Annotated in this window: 15 protein-coding genes and 1 pseudogene; 10 read left to right on the top strand and 6 right to left on the bottom strand. The window is 67.2% G+C overall.

Annotation, left to right across the window (positions count from 1 at the left end):
- The 8 genes from VML93_RS04205 to VML93_RS04170 all read left to right on the top strand — a co-directional run.
- The coding region (locus VML93_RS04205; protein WP_325607981.1) for a cytochrome c oxidase subunit I at positions 1-690 on the top strand (690 nt) is incomplete at its 5' end.
- A gap of 16 nt (positions 691-706) precedes the next feature.
- The gene (gene serB / locus VML93_RS04200; RefSeq protein ID WP_325607979.1) at positions 707-1,945 is read left to right on the top strand and encodes a phosphoserine phosphatase SerB; all 1,239 of its coding nucleotides are present in this window, start codon (positions 707-709) and stop codon (positions 1,943-1,945) included.
- 146 nt (positions 1,946-2,091) lie between these two features.
- Positions 2,092-2,958 carry an ABC transporter ATP-binding protein gene (locus tag VML93_RS04195; RefSeq protein ID WP_325607977.1) on the top strand — a complete coding sequence of 289 codons (867 nt, stop codon included), beginning with the start codon at positions 2,092-2,094 and terminating at the stop codon, positions 2,956-2,958.
- A complete protein-coding gene (locus VML93_RS04190) occupies positions 2,955-3,773 on the top strand; it encodes an NUDIX hydrolase (RefSeq protein ID WP_325607975.1) in 819 nt (272 codons plus the stop codon). Before VML93_RS04195 ends, VML93_RS04190 begins: the two co-directional genes overlap by 4 nt.
- A gap of 8 nt (positions 3,774-3,781) precedes the next feature.
- The gene (locus VML93_RS04185; protein WP_325607993.1) at positions 3,782-4,546 is read left to right on the top strand and encodes an enoyl-CoA hydratase; all 765 of its coding nucleotides are present in this window, start codon (positions 3,782-3,784) and stop codon (positions 4,544-4,546) included.
- A gap of 10 nt (positions 4,547-4,556) precedes the next feature.
- The gene (locus VML93_RS04180) at positions 4,557-5,540 is read left to right on the top strand and encodes a class I SAM-dependent methyltransferase (RefSeq protein WP_325607973.1); all 984 of its coding nucleotides are present in this window, start codon (positions 4,557-4,559) and stop codon (positions 5,538-5,540) included.
- 17 nt (positions 5,541-5,557) lie between these two features.
- On the top strand, positions 5,558-6,727 hold the full coding sequence (locus tag VML93_RS04175) for a THUMP-like domain-containing protein (RefSeq protein WP_325607971.1): 1,170 nt from the start codon (positions 5,558-5,560) through the stop codon (positions 6,725-6,727).
- A 64-nt stretch (positions 6,728-6,791) separates the two neighbouring features.
- Positions 6,792-7,484, top strand: coding sequence for an esterase (locus tag VML93_RS04170; RefSeq protein ID WP_325607969.1), 693 nt, complete (start codon positions 6,792-6,794; stop codon positions 7,482-7,484).
- Between the two features lie 24 nt (positions 7,485-7,508).
- Here the strand turns inward: VML93_RS04170 and VML93_RS04165 are convergent, their stop codons facing one another.
- Positions 7,509-8,810, bottom strand: a complete 1,302-nt coding sequence (locus VML93_RS04165) for a PQQ-binding-like beta-propeller repeat protein (protein WP_325607967.1) — start codon at positions 8,808-8,810, stop codon at positions 7,509-7,511.
- A 166-nt stretch (positions 8,811-8,976) separates the two neighbouring features.
- Between VML93_RS04165 and VML93_RS04160 the strand changes: the two genes are divergently transcribed.
- Positions 8,977-9,714: an acyltransferase gene (locus VML93_RS04160; RefSeq protein ID WP_325607965.1), complete on the top strand. Its 738-nt coding sequence runs from the start codon at positions 8,977-8,979 to the stop codon at positions 9,712-9,714.
- Here the strand turns inward: VML93_RS04160 and VML93_RS04155 are convergent, their stop codons facing one another.
- From VML93_RS04155 to VML93_RS04140, 4 genes and pseudogenes are all read right to left on the bottom strand, one after another.
- Entirely contained in the window at positions 9,715-10,188 is a 474-nt protein-coding gene (locus VML93_RS04155; protein ID WP_414686276.1) for a DUF4333 domain-containing protein, read from the bottom strand.
- Positions 10,189-10,295: 107 nt separating this feature from the next.
- Positions 10,296-11,627: a deoxyribodipyrimidine photo-lyase gene (locus tag VML93_RS04150; RefSeq protein WP_325607961.1), complete on the bottom strand. Its 1,332-nt coding sequence runs from the start codon at positions 11,625-11,627 to the stop codon at positions 10,296-10,298.
- Positions 11,628-11,631: 4 nt separating this feature from the next.
- Positions 11,632-12,120 (bottom strand): TspO/MBR family protein, encoded by a 489-nt coding sequence (locus tag VML93_RS04145; protein WP_325607959.1) that lies wholly within the window; start codon positions 12,118-12,120, stop codon positions 11,632-11,634.
- 11 nt (positions 12,121-12,131) lie between these two features.
- Positions 12,132-12,341 (bottom strand): annotated as a pseudogene (locus VML93_RS04140) (MMPL family transporter); the annotation flags it as partial.
- A gap of 166 nt (positions 12,342-12,507) precedes the next feature.
- Here VML93_RS04140 and VML93_RS04135 point away from each other — a divergent pair.
- Positions 12,508-13,017 carry a MarR family winged helix-turn-helix transcriptional regulator gene (locus VML93_RS04135; protein WP_325607991.1) on the top strand — a complete coding sequence of 170 codons (510 nt, stop codon included), beginning with the start codon at positions 12,508-12,510 and terminating at the stop codon, positions 13,015-13,017.
- A gap of 25 nt (positions 13,018-13,042) precedes the next feature.
- Here the strand turns inward: VML93_RS04135 and VML93_RS04130 are convergent, their stop codons facing one another.
- Positions 13,043-15,283 (bottom strand): MMPL family transporter, encoded by a 2,241-nt coding sequence (locus VML93_RS04130; RefSeq protein WP_325607956.1) that lies wholly within the window; start codon positions 15,281-15,283, stop codon positions 13,043-13,045.
- Positions 15,284-15,770: the final 487 nt, after the last annotated feature.

Below are 15,770 nucleotides of genomic sequence, written 5' to 3'. Positions count from 1 at the left end.
GTCGGCACAATGTGGAAGGGCCAGCTGACCTTCGAGACGCCGATGCTGTTCTCGGTCGGTTTCGCGGTCACCTTCCTTTTGGGCGGCCTGACCGGTGTGCTGCTGGCCAGCCCGGCGCTGGACTTCCACGTCAGCGACAGCTATTTCGTGGTCGCGCACTTCCACTACGTGCTGTTCGGCACCATCGTGTTCTCGACGTTCGCCGGCATCTACTTCTGGTTCCCCAAGATGACCGGTCGGCTGCTCGACGAGCGGCTGGGCAAGCTGCATTTCTGGCTGACGTTCATCGGTTTCCACACCACGTTTTTGGTGCAGCACTGGGTCGGTGACCTGGGCATGCCGCGCCGCTACGCCGACTACCTGGAAAGCGACGGCTTCACGCCCTACAACGTCGTCTCCACGATCGGGGCGTTCATCCTCGGCGCGTCGATGCTTCCGTTCGTGTGGAACGTCTTCAAGAGCTGGCGCTACGGCGAGGTCGTGACCGTCGACGACCCGTGGGGCTACGGCAACTCGCTGGAGTGGGCGACCAGCTGCCCGCCGCCGCGGCACAACTTCACCGAGCTGCCTCGGATCCGTTCGGAGCGTCCGGCGTTCGAGTTGCACTATCCGCACATGGTGGAACGACTACGCGCCGAAGCACACGTCGGGCGCAATCACGACAAGCCCGCCAAGGTGAAATCGGGCTGATGGGGCGATACCGCGGGTGAACACACCACCCAAGGTGTCGGTACTGATTACCGTCACCGGTGCGGATCAGCCAGGTGTGACGTCCGCGCTTTTCGAGGTCCTCTCGCGCCATAAGGTCGAGCTGCTCAATGTCGAACAGGTGGTGATCCGCGGCCGCCTGACGCTGGGCGTGCTGGTGTCCGGGGCGCCGGAAGTCGCCGCCGACGGCAGTGCGCTGCGCCGCGAAGTCGGGGCCGCGATTCACGACAAGGGCCTCGACGTCACGATCGAGCGCAGTGACGACCTGCCGATCATCCGGGAACCCTCGACCCACACCATCATGGTGCTTGGCCGGCCCATTACCGCCGAGGCGTTCGCCGCGGTGGCCCGCGAGGTGGCCGCGCTCGGCGTCAACATCGACCTCATCCGCGGCGTCTCCGACTATCCGGTCACCGGGTTGGAGTTGCGTGTCTCGGTGCCGACGGGGGTGGGTGGGCAATTGCAGACCACGCTGACCAGGGTTGCGGCCGAGGAGCAGGTCGACGTGGCCGTCGAGGAGTACGGCCTGGCCCGGCGCGCCAAGCGGCTCATCGTGTTCGACGTCGACTCGACGCTGGTCCAGGGCGAGGTCATCGAGATGCTGGCCGCCCGGGCGGGCGCCCAGGGGCAGGTCGCGGCGATCACCGAGGCCGCGATGCGCGGCGAGCTGGATTTCGCCGAGTCCCTGGTGCAGCGGGTGGCCACGCTGAAAGGCCTGCCGGCCACCGTGCTCGACGAGGTCGCCGACCAACTGGAGCTGATGCCCGGTGCCCGCACCACGCTACGCACGTTGCGACGCTTGGGTTTTCACTGCGGCGTGGTCTCCGGGGGCTTCCGGCGGGTCATCGACCCGCTGGCACACGAGCTGATGCTGGACTTCGTCGCGGCCAACGAGCTGGAGATCGTCGACGGCATGCTGACCGGCCGGGTGGTCGGGACGATCGTCGACCGGGCCGGAAAGGCCAAGGCGCTGCGGGACTTCGCGGACCAGGCCGGGGTGTCGATGGAGCAGACCGTCGCGGTTGGCGACGGCGCCAACGACATCGACATGCTGGCCGCGGCGGGGCTGGGCGTGGCGTTCAACGCCAAGCCGGCGCTGCGGGCGGTGGCCGACGCGTCGTTGAGCTATCCCTACCTGGACACGGTGCTGTTTCTGCTGGGCGTGACCCGCGGCGAGATCGAGGCCGCCGACGCGGTCGACGGCGTGGTGCGCCGCGTCGAGATTCCGCCGGAGTAGCCCGTCGCGAGGGTCCGCAGATGTACGTCTGATGGGCGTTTTTCTGTGCTTTTGGGGTCGCTCGCGGGGTGGGGCACGCACGCTCGCGCCGCAAGGCCGACACCGAGCCGACACGAAATGGGGGCTTTTGCGTCTGCTCGCGGCCCATGCGGCACGATGATCGGGTGCCCGAGACCGGCCCCGAAAACGGCCCAGCCAACCCCGACCTGCTGATCGACTTCCGAGGCGTAACGCTGCGCCGGCAGGGGCGCACGCTGGTAGGGCCCGTCGACTGGACCGTCGAACTCGACGAGCGATGGGTGATCATCGGCCCCAACGGCGCGGGCAAGACGTCGCTGCTGCGCATCGCCGCGGCCACCGAGCACCCGTCGTCGGGCGTCGCCTACGTGCTCGGCGAGCGGCTGGGCCGCGTCGACGTGTCGGAATTGCGCGCACGCATCGGGCTGAGCTCGTCGGCCCTGGCGCAGCGCATCCCGACCGACGAGGTGGTCCGCGACCTGGTCGTCTCGGCCGGCTATGCGGTGCTGGGCCGGTGGCGGGAGCGCTACGAAGACGTCGACTACCGCCAGGCGGTCGACATGCTGGAGAGCCTGGGCGCCGAGCACTTGGCCGAGCGCACCTACGGCACGCTGTCCGAAGGCGAGCGCAAACGGGTGCTGATCGCCCGCGCGCTGATGACCGACCCGGAGCTGCTGCTGCTCGACGAACCCGCCGCCGGCCTGGACCTGGGCGGCCGCGAAGAGCTGGTGGCGCGACTGACCGACCTGGCCGCCGACCCCGATGCACCCGCGCTGGTGCTGGTCACCCACCACGTCGAGGAAGTGCCGCCCGGCTTCAGCCACTGCATGCTGCTGTCGGAGGCCCAGGTGGTGGCCGCGGGCCTGCTGCCCGACGTGCTGACCGCGGAAAACCTGTCCACCGCCTTCGGCCAGTCGATCGCGCTGGACGTCGTCGACGGCCGCTATTTCGCCCGGCGGATTCGCACCCGCGCCGCCCACCGGAGGCAGTCATGAACGCAACCCCCGAGCCACTACCCACCCGGCCCGCGGCCACCGTGATGCTGGTCCGGGATGCACCCGGCGGTCTGAGAATCTTCCTGATGCGCCGCCACTCGAAGATGGAGTTCGCCCCCGGGGTGATCGTCTTCCCCGGCGGCGGCGTCGACGACCGCGACCGCAACGCCGAGATCGCCTGGGCCGGTCCGCCGCCGGAGTGGTGGGCGCAGCGATTCGGTATCGAGACCGACCTGGCCGAGGCGCTGGTGTGTGCGGCGGCCCGGGAGACCTTCGAGGAGTCCGGGGTGCTGTTCGCCGGCCCGGCCGACGACCCGGAAGCCATCGTCGGCGACGCCTCCGTCTACGCCGACGCCCGGCGCGCTCTCGACGACCGGACGCTGTCGTTCGCGGATTTCCTGCGCACCGAAAACCTGGTGCTGCGCACCGACCTGCTGCGCCCGTGGGCCAACTGGGTCACCCCGGAGGCCGAGCGCACCCGCCGCTACGACACGTACTTCTTCGTCGCGGCCCTGCCCGAGGGCCAGCGCGCCGACGGCCAGAACACCGAATCCGACCGTTCCGGCTGGGCGTTGCCGACGGATGCCATCGACGACTTCGAGGCCGGTCGCAACGTCCTGCTGCCGCCCACCTGGACCCAGCTGGACTCGCTGGCCGGCCGTAGCGTCGCCGATGTGCTGGCCGTCGAACGCCAGATCGCGCCCGTTCAGCCGCTCCTGGAGAAGCGGGGCGACAACTGGGTTTTCGAATTCTTCGACTCCGACCGCTACCACGAGGCGCGCATGAAGGGCGGCGCCATGGGGTGGCCGCTGTGACGGCTTCGGTGAGCGAGTTCGTCAGCGTCGTGGTCAGTGACGGCTCGCAGGACGCCGGCCTGGCGATGCTGCTCGTGTCGCGGCCGCCCACCAACGCGCTGACCCGTCAGGTCTACCGGGAAATCGCCTCCGCCGCAGAGGAATTGGGGCGCCGCGACGACGTCGCCGCGGTGATCCTGTTCGGCGGGCACGAGATCTTCTCCGCCGGCGACGAGATGGTCGAACTGCGCACCCTGAGCCCGTTGGAGGCCGACACCGCCGCCCGGGTCCGGCGCACGGCGATCGACGCCGTCGCGGCGATCCCGAAACCGACCGTCGCCGCGATCACCGGATACGCGCTGGGCGCCGGCCTGACGCTGGCGCTGGCCGCCGACTGGCGGGTCAGCGGCGACAACGTGAAGTTCGGCGCCACCGAGATCCTGGCCGGCCTGGTCCCCGGCGGTGACGGAATGGCCCGGCTGGCCCGCGCCACCGGGGCCAGCAGAGCCAAGGAACTGGTGTTCAGCGGGCGCTTCTTCGACGCCAAGGAAGCCCTGGCGCTGGGCCTGATCGACGAGCTGGTGGCCCCCGACAACGTGTACGACGGCGCCGCCGCCTGGGCCCGCCGCTTCCTGGACGGGCCGCCGCGGGCGCTGGCCGCCGCCAAGGCCGGCATCAACGATGTCTTCGAGCTCGACACGACCGAGCGGCTGGCCGCCGAACGCCGCCGTTATGTCGAGGTGTTCGCCGCTGGTCAGGACGCTGCCGACGAGAGCGATCCCGACGGCGGTTAGGCTGCCCTGCATGACGAGGAGTTCCAAGATCCCCGCTGACCCCGCGCCCAACCCGCACGCCACCGCCGAACAGGTGGCAGCGGCCCGGGAGGACAGCAAACTGGCCCAGGTGCTTTACCACGACTGGGAGGCCGAGAGCTATGACGAGAAGTGGTCCATCTCCTACGACCAGCGGTGTGTCGAATACGCCCGGCACGTCTTCGACGCCGTCGTGCCCGACGAGGTCATGCGCGAGCTGCCCTATGGCCGGGCCCTGGAACTGGGCTGCGGGAGTGGGTTCTTCCTGCTCAACCTGATCCAGGCCGGGGTGGCGCGGCGCGGATCGGTGACTGACCTGTCGCCCGGCATGGTCAAGGTCGCCACCCGCAACGGACAGTCGCTGGGGCTGGATATCGACGGGCGGGTCGCCGACGCCGAGGGCATCCCGTACGACGACAACACCTTCGACCTGGTGGTGGGGCACGCGGTGCTGCATCACATTCCCGACGTCGAGCTGTCACTGCGCGAGGTGCTGCGGGTGCTGAAGCCCGGCGGCCGGTTTGTCTTCGCCGGTGAGCCCACCAACGTCGGCAACGGATACGCCCGCGCGCTCGCGGACCTGACGTGGAATGTCACCATCCGCGCGGTCAAGTTGCCCGGGCTGGGCTCCTGGCGCCGCCCACAGTCCGAGATCGACGAGAACTCTCGTGCGGCGGCCCTGGAGTGGGTGGTCGACCTGCACACGTTCGATCCGCAAGACCTGGCAAAGATGGCGACCAACGCCGGCGCCACGCAGGTCCAGACAGCCACCGAGGAGTTCAGCGCCGCAATGCTGGGCTGGCCGCTGCGCACCTTCGAGGCGACGGTGCCGCAAGGCAAGCTCGGCTGGGGCTGGGCCAAGTTCGCCTTCACCAGCTGGAAGACGCTGAGCTGGGTGGACGCCAACGTCTGGCGCCACCTGGTGCCGAAGGGCTGGTTCTACAACGTGATGCTCACCGGGGTCAAACCGTCCTGACCCCGCTTGTCCAAGGCTTGCGCTTCCACACGGACGACGTCTATTACCTGCGCTCTGAGCCGGGGGCCGCGGCGCTGCGAGCGGTCGCCGAATTCCCGCTGACCGACAGCACCCGGGTCGCCGACACCGCCGCCGCGCGGGCCCGGTTCGGCGAGCGGGCGCGGGTCCTGGTGGAGACGACGCTGCTGCGCCGTCGGGCTGCGGCGAAAGAGCTGCCCTCGAATTGGCTTTTCACCGACGAGGCGCTGCAGCAGGCGACCGCCGCGCCAGTGGCCCGGCACCGGGCCGCGCGGCTGGCCGTCCGCGCTCAACCGGTGCACGACGCGACGTGCTCGATCGGCACCGAACTGGCCGCGCTGCGCGACGCCGGGATCCGCGTGGTAGGCAGCGACATCGACGCGGTGCGGTTGGCGATGGCGCGGCACAACCTGGGACCGGCCGCATGGCTGTGCCGCGCCGACGCGCTGCGCCCGGTGACCCGCGACGCGGTGGTCGTCGTCGACCCGGCGCGCCGCACCGGCGGCCGGCGGCGCTTCAGCCCGGACGACTACCAGCCCGGCCTGGGGCCGCTGCTGGACAGCTACCGCGGCCGAGATCTCGTCGTAAAGTGCGCTCCCGGAATAGATTTCGATTACCTGACCCGGCTCGGGTTCGACGGCGAAATCGAGCTGACGTCATACCACGGGTCGGTCCGGGAAGCCTGCCTGTGGTCGGCCGGGTTGGCTGGGCCCCGTGTGCGCCGGCGGGCCTCGGTGCTCGACACGGGCGAGCAGATCACCGATACCGAGCCGGACGACTGTGCGGTGCGGCCCGTGGGGCGATGGATCGTCGACCCCGACGGCGCGGTGGTGCGCGCCGGGCTGGTCCGTCATTACGGCGCGCGGCACGGGCTGTGGCAACTCGACCCCGACATCGCCTACCTATCCGGGGACCGGCTCCCGGAGGGGCTGCGCGGCTTCGAGGTGCTCGACCAACTGGCATTCGACGAGCGGCGGCTGCGCCAGGCGTTGTCAGCGCTGGACTGCGGCGCGCTGGAGATCCTGGTCCGCGGCGTTCAAGTGGATCCCGACGCGCTGCGGCGGCGCCTTCGGCTGCGCGGCGGCCGAGCTCTGTCGGCGGTGATCACCCGCCTCGGTTCCGGTCCCGCGAGCCATGCGACGGTCTTCGTCTGCTCGCCTTCGCGGTAGCGTCGGTATGCTGGCGGCGATCACCTTCCAGGCGCCCCTTGAGTCTGCGAGGACAAACTCGACGATGCGTTATCTGATAGCGGCCGTGGCACTGGCGACGGTGCTGGCGACGGCCCTGGGCGGCGGCCCGGCGGCCGCAGAGCCCCCGTCGTGCCCCAGCCTGGGCGGCACCGTCTTGGCCGACCAGACCTGCCGTTTGCATGCCTCCGGCCCGACGTACACGCTCAACATGACGTTCCCCGTCGACTATCCGGACGAGCAGGCGCTGACCGACTACATCACGCAGAACCGCGACGGGTTCGTCAATGTCGCGGAGGGCTCCGGGGGGCGCGATCACCCCTACCAAATGGACGCGACCAGCGAGCAGCACAGCTCGGGCCAGCCCCCGCACAACACCCGCAGCGTGGTGCTGAAGTTCTTCCAGGACCTGGGCGGGTCACATCCGTCCACCTGGTACAAGGCGTTCAACTACAACCTCGGGACCAAGCAGCCCATCACCTTCGACACGCTGTTCCCGCCGAATACCCCGGCGCTGGACAGCATCTTCCCGATCGTGCAGCGGGAGCTGGAACATCAGAGCGCCTTGGGTGCCGCGATATTGCCATCGGCCGGCCTCGACCCGTCCCATTACCAGAATTTCGCCATCACTGACGACCAGCTGATCTTCTACTTCACCCCGGGTGAGCTGCTGCCTTCGTTTGCCGGCGCAACCCAGGCCCGAGTGCCGCGCAGCTCCATCCCGCCGCTGGCAATCTGACGCGAGCTCACGCCGGCAGGCCGGCTAAGCCGGCGCGAAGCTGTACACCTGACCGTCGCTGGTGGTGGTCACCACCCGGCGATCGTTGGCCACCGACACGTCGAGGGGATAGCCGGTCGCCGCGGGCAGCGGATAGCTGTTGATCGTGTGCCCGTTGGCCGGATCGAAGACCAGCAGCGACATTCCGGGAGCGTCCTCGCGGGCCGGTCCGCTGACCACCGTGTAGCCGACCCCGGCACCGGCCAGGCTCGACGTCGACAGCGGTGTGACGTCGTCGCGGCGCCAAGCCTGATCGGCGTGGTTACCGGCATCCCGGAATGCCGCCAACCGGGTGTCCGGGCCGCCGCCGGACACGATCAGGCCCTGCGGGGTGATCGCGGGCGGCGTTTGCGCCAGAAACCCCAGCGGCACCGACCACTTCGTCTTTCCGTCGGCGGCGTTGAACGCCCACAGGCGCTGGTCGCGGCCGTTGACGTAGACGGTCGATCCATCGGCGGACAGCACCGGGCTGCCCAGCACCCCGTCCTTGACGGCGTCGCTGGTCCACTCGCGGGCAATCAGCGGCGTCTGCCCCGGGTGATACTTCAGCCCGACCAGACCCGCCGCCGGCGCGCCCGGCTGCCAGACACCCAGCACCACGGTCCCGCTCACGCTCGAGAAGGCGGGAGCCGCCGCCACCGGGCAGCCCGCCTTCGCCGGCACGCAATCGGCCAAGCCGCGGGTGGCATCGGTGGGATTGATGCCCTCCACCAGATCCAGCGGGCTGCCGGCCACCTTGCCGCGGTGGGCCTCGAAAATCACCACCTGTCCCAGGTGCGTCGTGACGAGCAGTTGGCCGCCGCCCAGAAACCTCGGGGTCGACGGCATCCCGATCACCGGCTGGCGCCAGCGCGTCCATTGGGTCGGCGGAAAAGAGTCGATCGCTCCCGGCTGGCCTACGTAGAGGTTGTCGAAACCGTCGAACAACGGCCCGCCCACGCCGCCTCCCTGGACCAGCCGCACACACCAGCGTTGCCGTCCGTTCGCGTTGTTCTCCCACTCCATCAGCGAACATCCGGCCGGCGTCTGCGCATTCAGCGCGAGATAACCGCGTACGCTCAGCGCCGGCCCGGCCGCCAGGCTCCCTTTGACCGAGCGCGTCCACACCAGCGCCAGCTTGGTGGCGCCGGCCGTCGCGGTGTAGCTGCTGTTGGCGGCGTCGCCGTACTGCGCGGGCCAGCCCGGTGCGGGCGCCGCGTCCACCCACGTGTCGGTGTTACCGCAACCGCCAAGCCCGACCGTGAGCACGGCGGCGACAACGGCCGCCAAGAGACGTCGCGCATACACCCCGGGTTCCGAAATCCTTCCGCATCCTTTCGAAAAACACGCTTCGGCATGGGCAGCGATCGACTACAGGTGAGGGTAACGCGTGCCGGCTCGCGTACGTCTGATTGCCCGACTCCATCAGCCCGCCATTCCGGCGCGCATCGTCGTCGGGCTAGGCTTTTCGGCCATGACGAGCATGTGGGGCGCCCCGCTCCATCGCCGCTGGCGCGGACAGCAGCTGCGCGACCCCAGGCAGGCCAAGTTCCTCACGCTGGCCTCGCTGAGGTGGGTGTTGCGCAATCACGCGTACACCCCGTGGTACTTGGTGCGCTACTACCGGTTGCTCAGGTTCAAGCTGGCCAACCCGCACATCATCACCCGCGGGATGGTGTTCCTGGGTAAGGGCGTCGAGATCCACTGCACACCCGAACTGGCACAGATGGAGATCGGCCGCTGGGTGCACATCGGGGACAAGAACACCATTCGCGCCCACGAAGGCTCACTGCGGTTCGGGGACAAGGTGGTGCTCGGCCGCGACAACGTCATCAATTGTTACCTCGACGTCGAACTCGGAGATTCGGCGCTGATGGCCGACTGGGTTTATGTCTGCGACTTCGATCACCGGATGGACGACATCAACGTCCCGATCAAGGACCAGGGCATCGTCAAGTCCCCGGTGCGGATCGGGCCGGACACCTGGCTGGCGACCAAGGTGACGATCCTGCGCGGCACGTCCATCGGACGGGGTTGCGTGGTGGGATCGCACGCGGTGGTCCGCGGCGTCATCCCGGACTATTCGATCGCGGTCGGCGCGCCGGCCAAGGTGGTCAAGAACCGGCAGCTGTCCTGGGAGAGCTCGGCCGCGCAGCGCGCCGAACTGGCCGCCGCCCTGGCCGACATCGAACGCAAGAAGGCCTCCCGCTAGCTACGACGGCTGCTCGTCGCGCTGAATGTCGAAGTCCACATTCTCGCCGTCGACGCTGGTGACCGTGACAGTCACCCCGTACCTGTCGCCGCCTTCGGTCAGTTCACAACGCAGGGAGGCGCCCGTGACGCCCTTCAAATTGTCCGGGCAAGTCACCGAATCCGGTCTGTGCCCGTCCTTTTCAGTGAGCTGCCGACTGATGATGTTGGCCACCTGACTCCGGTCGACGGTCTCGACGATGTCGAACTTGACGTCGCCGCGGTCGACGCTGGTGACTGTCACGTTGATGTTGAAAGTCCGGTCCTTGACCACCATCTCGCAATTCAACTGCGCCCCGACCTTCGCCGGCAGATCGCCCGGGCAGGTCACCGTGTCGGGCTTGTTGCCGGCGGAGTCCGTCATTTTCGCGGTGATCTGGCTTTCGACATCGCTCCTGCCCAGTGTGCCCGACGAGCAGGCCCCGATGCCGGTCATCAGCCCCACCGCCGCGCCTGATCCCAGCATCGTCCGAACGATCAACAAAGCCATGGCGCCTCAGATACTTGCACGCCGGTCCGCGTCGGGTAGGTGGATTCGGGCTTTCAGCCCAGGCTGTGATAGCGGCGCAGCGCTTCGGCGCGCTCGGTGCGGTGGTCGACGATCGGTGCGGGATACCCCGTCGGCCGTCCACCCTTTCGCAGCAGGGCGTCGTCCACGCCGCCCAGCTCGGGCACCCAGCGCCGGATGTAATCACCTGACGGATCGAACTTCTCGGCCTGCGCGGCCGGGTTGAACACCCGGAAGTACGGCGCCGCATCGGTGCCGCATCCCGCGCACCACTGCCAACCGTGTTGATTGCTGGCCATGTCGCCGTCGGTGAGTTGATCCAGAAACCATCCCGCACCCCACTGCCACGGCAGATGCAGATCCTTGACCAGGAACGACGCCACGACCATCCGCGCCCGGTTGTGCATGAAGCCGGTCGCGCTCAGTTGGCGCATCCCCGCGTCGATGATCGGAAACCCGGTTTCGCCGGCCTTCCAGGCTTCGAAGCGCCGCCTCGCGTCCGCTCCGGTGTCGGTCTGGATGCCGTCGAAGTCGGGGTTCCAGTTGCGCCACGCGCTGTCCGGCCAGTGATAGAGCACCGCGGCGTAGAAGTCACGAAATGCTAACTCGCGCAGGTACGTTTGCGATCCGGTGCGGCGCAGATCCAGGTCGGCAACCATGGTGCGGGGATGGATGGTGCCGAACTTCAGGTGCGCCGACATGCCGCTGGTGGCCTCCAGGTCGGGCCGGTCACGGTTGTCGCCATAGTGGTCCAGTCCGTCGCCGACGAACGCCGCCCATTGCGCGCGCGCCGCGCTTTCACCGGCGGCGATGCCGAGAGTGGTACCCGGGTCGGGGATTTCGCACTGGTCGATCCGCACTTCGGCAGGATCGAGCCAGCGCGCGGAATCGGCGGCGGATCGCGCCGGCTGCCGCCATCCGGCGTCGCGCCAGGCCCGCAAGAACGGCGTGAACACTCGGTAAGGCGTGCCGTCGTCTTTGGTGACGCGGCCGGGGGATACCAGATACGGCGACCCCGTCGCCATCAGCGGCACCGAACCCAGCGCGTCGCGCACCCGTTCGTCGCGGCGGCACCCGAACGGTGCGAAGTCTTCCGACACATGCACCGAGGAAGCGTCGATCTCCTTGGCAATCAATGGGATTCGCTCTTCAGGTAGCCCGGCGGTCACCAGCAGCCGACCGTCCAGCTCGTCGCGCAGTTGCCGCAACGAGTCACCCAAAAACTGCAGGCGGCGCTGACCCGACGAAGCCACCAGGCGCGGGTCCAGTACAAAGCAGCCGAGGACTTCTTCGCTGTCCGCCGCGGCTGCCAGGGCAGGATGATCGCGCAACCGCAGGTCGCGTCGAAACCACAACAGCGCAGCCATACATTCAGTGGCTCTTCCGGTTGACAAGCCAGATGTGGGTGGCCAGGACGGTGGCGAAGGCGCACCACAGCGGGTACGGCGACAGTGCGGCTCCGGCCCGCGCGTCGGCGTCGGCGGCTCGCCTGGCCAGGTCGGCGCTGCTCACCGTCAACGCCGCCGCACCCAATGCCGACGCACCGAGTCGGTGGTAGCGGAAGAACAGCCAACTCCATCCGGCGTTGAGCGTCAGGTTGGCGCCCAGCGCGGCGACATAACGGCGTGCCTTGTCGTGCTGACCGGCCGCCCGGAGTCGGTCGATGGCCACCGCGGAGGTGGCCGCGATATCGCCGTAGAGGGTGGTCCAGGCTATCGGGAAGGCGACTTTGGGTGGCTGGTAAGGAGGCTTGCGAAGGCGGTCGTACCATCCGGGGGTTCTATTCGGGCTGGCGATACTTCCCGAGGCCGCGGCCGCGGCGACGGCCAGGGCGGTGCCGGCCAGAGTTGACTTATTCATGTTGGATCCCTTCATTTTCGCGAGTGAGCGCCGGGCCACCAGATGCGGTCACCGATCAAGGCGAACAACGCGGGGATTGCCAGGATGTCCAGGCCCAGGATGATGCCGAGTTGGATCATCACGGTCACCGGTGACACACCGAGCACGCAAAAGACCGCGGCCAGAACGATTCCCGCGCTGGAGATGACGCCGCCGGTGGCCGACACCGCACGGACCATGCCTCCCACCGATCAAACGCCATGAAACCGCTGGCCGCCAGAGAAACGCCCAAGGCGAGGAGCCAAGAGCGTCGGCTCGTGACCCCGCCGGCGAGTCCTTCCCACGCCACGTCCAAATTATTTCAGTTATTGAAATATTAATCAAATGAAATTAATGCCGGATGTGGATATGCTGCTCATCGGTATGAACCCCGACGAGCACGCCTGCGAACGTGCCGAACTGGAATCGCTGATCGTGACCGACGTGCGGGAACTGTCGGCTGAGTCCGACCAGATCGGCCGGCTGTTTGCGGTGTCGCACGATGTGCGGCCCACCGACTTCCGCGCGCTGCTGCATATTATGGTCGCCGAAACCGCCGGTCGGCCTGTGACTTCGGGCGACCTGAGCCAACGGATGGGCCTTTCCGGTGCCGCGATCACCTACCTGGTCGATCGGCTGATCGACTCGGGCCATATTCGTCGCGACTCCCACCCTGCCGACCGCCGCAAGGTCATCCTGCGCTATTCCGCACCGGCAATCGACACTGCGCGGTTGTTCTTCAACCCGTTGCGGGCGCACACCCACGCCGCGTTGGAAGACTTGCCCGACCCCGACTTGGCCGCCGCGCATCGGGTCTTTGCCGCGCTCATCGTCGCGATGCGCCGCTTCCAGACGGAATTGGGCACGGCCGAGACCTGATGCGCGCGTGGTGTCTTGGTCACCGTCAGCCCGTCGCCATGTCAACGCCGCGGTCGGTTTCCGATTCGCCAGCAGAGGTCTGTCGGTGCCAACGGGCCAGCGGCTTAGGTGCCCACCAGTTCCACTTGCCCAGCACGTGCATGAAAGCAGGCACCAGAACCATCCGTACCAGCGTCGCGTCTACCAAGACGGCGATCGTCAGCCCTACTGCGAACATGCGCATGAACGACACCCCGGCGGAGATGAGGGCGGCGAACGAGATCGACATCAGCAGTGCTGCGGCGGTCACCACCCGGCCCGTGTGGGCAATACCCAACGCGATGCTTTCGTCGTTGTCGGCAGCCGTTCGAGGCGAAGCAAGCCAATATTCGCGGATCCGGGAGAGCAAGAACACTTCGTAGTCCATCGACAATCCGAATGCGATGCAGAACATCAGTGCGGGGATGTTTACCACCAGCGTGCCGGTTGGGGTGGTACCCGCGGCGCCCAGGTGCCCGTCCTGGAAGATCCACACCAGAGCGCCGAACGTCGCAGTCAGCGAAAGGATGTTGAGTAACACGGCCTTGATCGGCAACACGACACTGCCGGTGAGTAGAAAAAGCAGCACCAGCGTGACGATGGCGATAAAGCCGAAAACCATCGGCAGCCTTGATGTGATGCCGTCCACGCAGTCGCGATTCGTTTGCGCCATTCCAGTCGTCAGCACTTCCCGATTCCCCGGCAGCACGATCGCGTGCAAGCGTGCCAACTGGGTCTCTGATGCCTCGCTATACAGGGTTGCGGCGCTGTCAACGGTCAGATATGCGCTGCCGTCTGCCATTGCGGCCGGAGCGGACGGCGGCCCCCTGGTCTCACCCGCAACGAAGGTGCCGGTCGGCGAGGACACCGCTGACACATCGCTCACCCGGGACAGCTGCGCGGCGTAGTCGTCGAGCTGTCTCGCTGTCAGCCCGGTGGCGTCGGGTAGGACGACCTTCACGCGGGTCGCAGAATTCGTGGGAAATTCGCTGCGGATTCGACCGTTCACCACTCGTGCCGACGATGTGGTCGGAAGTACGCGGTCATCGGGATTGCCCCATCTGACGCCGAGGAACGGTATGCCCGACGCGAGCAGCAACGCGATGCACGCGAAGCCCAGCGGGACCGCTTGACGCATAACCAGTTTTGCTGTCCGATACCAGAAAGTCTGCTCAATGGTCCGCTGCGCTCGTTCAGGGCGCCGGAATAGCCGCCGACCTAGACGCCACACGTTGAATGCGTCGAGCCGGTTGCCCAGCAACACAATCGCGGCCGGCGCTACCGCGACCGCCGCTACGGCGGCGAACGCCACCACCGCGATGCCGGCGTAGGCGAAGGACTTCAGGAAGTACATCGGGAAAAGGGCCGTCCCCAACAGCGCCAGGGCCACCGTCATCGCCGAAAACAGCACGGTGCGTCCTGCGGTGGTCATGGTGCGCATCAGAGCTTCGTCGTGGGGTATGCCATCGGCCAGTTCGTCGCGGTACCGGTTGATGATCAGCAAGGTGTAGTCGATCGCCAGGGCGAACCCCAACGCGACTGTCACGTTCAGAGCAAGGATCGACACGTCGGTCACCAACGCCGCCGCCCGTAACACCGCCAGTGAACCCAGGATCGCGAATCCGCCCACGACCACCGGTAGTGCGGCAGCCAGCAGACCGCCAAAGACCCATACCAGCGCGATGAAACTCAACGGTATCGCGATGACTTCCATTCGCAGCAAGTCTTTTTCGGTCTGTTGGTTGATCTGCGAATAGACAATCGCCGACCCGCCCGCTTGCACCCTGACCCCGTCGCGGTCACCGGCGAACCGGTCCGCCAGCGTTCGGGCCTGCTTAGGTGCGCTGTTCTCGTCGCCGTTGAGCGCGGCGACGATCATCGCTGACTTTCCGTCGGCGCTGAGCGTGCCCGGGGTAAGTTGCGGCTCCCATGGTGAGGCCACTTGCGACACGAACGGTGATTGGGCAAGGTGCCGGACAATGTCGGTGCCGACGGCGCGTGCGGGACCACCTCTGAGGCCGCCTTCCGAATTCACCAGCAGCACCAACTCCATGTCGCCCTGATGGAACTTGTTGGCGAGCACCGCCGAGGCGCGGGCGGATTCGGATGTGGGATCGAGAAATCCGCCGCCGGACAGACGAGTCGCAGCGGGAATGCCGAAGATGGCAGCAGCAATCATGAACAGGACGGTGACGGCGATGACCCGTCGTGGCGCGGCGACGGAGAGTCGGGCCATTCCCGCTAACATGTACCGTCCTCTAGGCTGGTGGCGATTTGCTGGCAGGGCGGATCGATAAAGTTCAGTTGATTAAATATTAAGCCTTTGAAGTTATCTTTGGCTAGGTGATGCCGGGTTGGTTGGTTGTGCCGCAACGAGGTTGCCTCGCGAATGGCGCTTCGTGGGACGAGATACCGGAGCCCTGATGCCTGTGGCTTCCGCCCTGAACGCTGCCGGCAGACCTTCGGAGTCTGGGACGCACCGTCGGTGCCGAGTGGTTCGGCCGGCGACCGCAAACCCAGGCAAGGCGCCGGTGACGATGCGCGGGACGGTTGCCAAGCACCATTGGAAATCCAAATACCAAGGAAGAGAACACAATATAGATGTCCATCGTGGACAGTCGGCTCTACCTTGCTCGCGACGAATGTGCCTCAGTTCACCGTTGCGGACTATAGTTAAATGAGTTAAACATTCAATAAGTTAACAAATCCTCCGGTTTCCGGGTATGCTCAGGGTG

The organism is Mycobacterium sp. (genome assembly GCF_035499775.1).
Taxonomy (GTDB): Bacteria; Actinomycetota; Actinomycetes; order Mycobacteriales; family Mycobacteriaceae; genus Mycobacterium.
The sequence above is the reverse complement of the archived record's forward strand: the minus strand, read 5'-3'. Positions and strand labels throughout refer to the sequence as shown.

Coding starts and splice junctions, on each gene's coding strand:
- VML93_RS04195 (WP_325607977.1), top strand. CDS start 2,092: ATGCGGCACGATGATCGGGTGCCCGAGACCGGCCCCGAAAACGGCCCA.
- VML93_RS04160 (WP_325607965.1), top strand. CDS start 8,977: ATGACGAGCATGTGGGGCGCCCCGCTCCATCGCCGCTGGCGCGGACAG.
- VML93_RS04180 (WP_325607973.1), top strand. CDS start 4,557: ATGACGAGGAGTTCCAAGATCCCCGCTGACCCCGCGCCCAACCCGCAC.
- VML93_RS04150 (WP_325607961.1), bottom strand. CDS start 11,627: ATGGCTGCGCTGTTGTGGTTTCGACGCGACCTGCGGTTGCGCGATCAT.
- VML93_RS04130 (WP_325607956.1), bottom strand. CDS start 15,283: ATGTTAGCGGGAATGGCCCGACTCTCCGTCGCCGCGCCACGACGGGTC.
- VML93_RS04155 (WP_414686276.1), bottom strand. CDS start 10,188: ATGACCGGCATCGGGGCCTGCTCGTCGGGCACACTGGGCAGGAGCGAT.
- VML93_RS04145 (WP_325607959.1), bottom strand. CDS start 12,120: ATGAATAAGTCAACTCTGGCCGGCACCGCCCTGGCCGTCGCCGCGGCC.
- VML93_RS04190 (WP_325607975.1), top strand. CDS start 2,955: ATGAACGCAACCCCCGAGCCACTACCCACCCGGCCCGCGGCCACCGTG.
- VML93_RS04170 (WP_325607969.1), top strand. CDS start 6,792: ATGCGTTATCTGATAGCGGCCGTGGCACTGGCGACGGTGCTGGCGACG.
- VML93_RS04135 (WP_325607991.1), top strand. CDS start 12,508: ATGCTGCTCATCGGTATGAACCCCGACGAGCACGCCTGCGAACGTGCC.